The sequence below is a fragment of the Photobacterium makurazakiensis genome (genome assembly GCF_050336715.1).
GTDB classification, from domain to species: domain Bacteria; phylum Pseudomonadota; class Gammaproteobacteria; order Enterobacterales; family Vibrionaceae; genus Photobacterium; species Photobacterium makurazakiensis.
Genome location: NZ_JAKJSJ010000153.1, coordinates 1 through 645, shown reverse-complemented (window position 1 = coordinate 645; position 645 = coordinate 1). Strand labels below are relative to the sequence as shown.

The window sequence follows — 645 nt, the reverse complement described above, 5'->3', positions numbered from 1 at the left end:
TTACAAGTAAATGCGATATTGAAAACTATATAGTGAAATATTGATGCTTTAATATAATGGGCTCTCTTCAAATAACCACATTTTCTCTGCGGACTCTGATAGCCATAAAGATTGATTTCCCCAGTTTGCTACTTTAAGAATGACGTGGTTATCATTCGCTGATATACGAACTTTTGTTGTTTTGTTTCTGATTGTTTGTGTTGATGTGATTTTTCTGTTGGTAAGTACGAGAGAATTTTGATTTGTTTTCTCTTCGAGTTTTAACTCAAAGGTTCCATTGTGGCTAGAATTAATAATGTTTTTATTAGAGCCATTTTTGTATGAAATTGAGCCTTTGTATTTTCCTTTATGTTGATTATTAGTTGTAAGGTGATTGAAGCGGTGCTTTTTATTATTTAACTCCAATATAAAACTAGTATTCTGAGTTTTTAATAGTTTATCATCCGAAACAGTATAATTGGTAGCTAACATCATAATCCCATATGATGTTATGTTTTTATTTTTAATTTCTTGCTCTCTATTCAACCAAAGGCTAATTGCTGTTGGAGAAATAGGTGTTAACTTTTCACGTGGGACTATTTCTAATACTGGACTTACGATCGTATCACAATTAGAAGTTTTTATATTTATGGGACACGTTATAAC

At 30.9% G+C, this 645-nt stretch carries 1 protein-coding gene; it reads right to left on the bottom strand.

Features of this window, described 5'->3' with window-relative positions; translation table 11 throughout:
* Positions 1-48 precede the first annotated feature (48 nt).
* Positions 49-645, bottom strand: a 597-nt coding sequence (locus L4D09_RS28870) for a hypothetical protein (RefSeq protein ID WP_428460953.1), incomplete at its 5' end; no start/stop codon positions are given.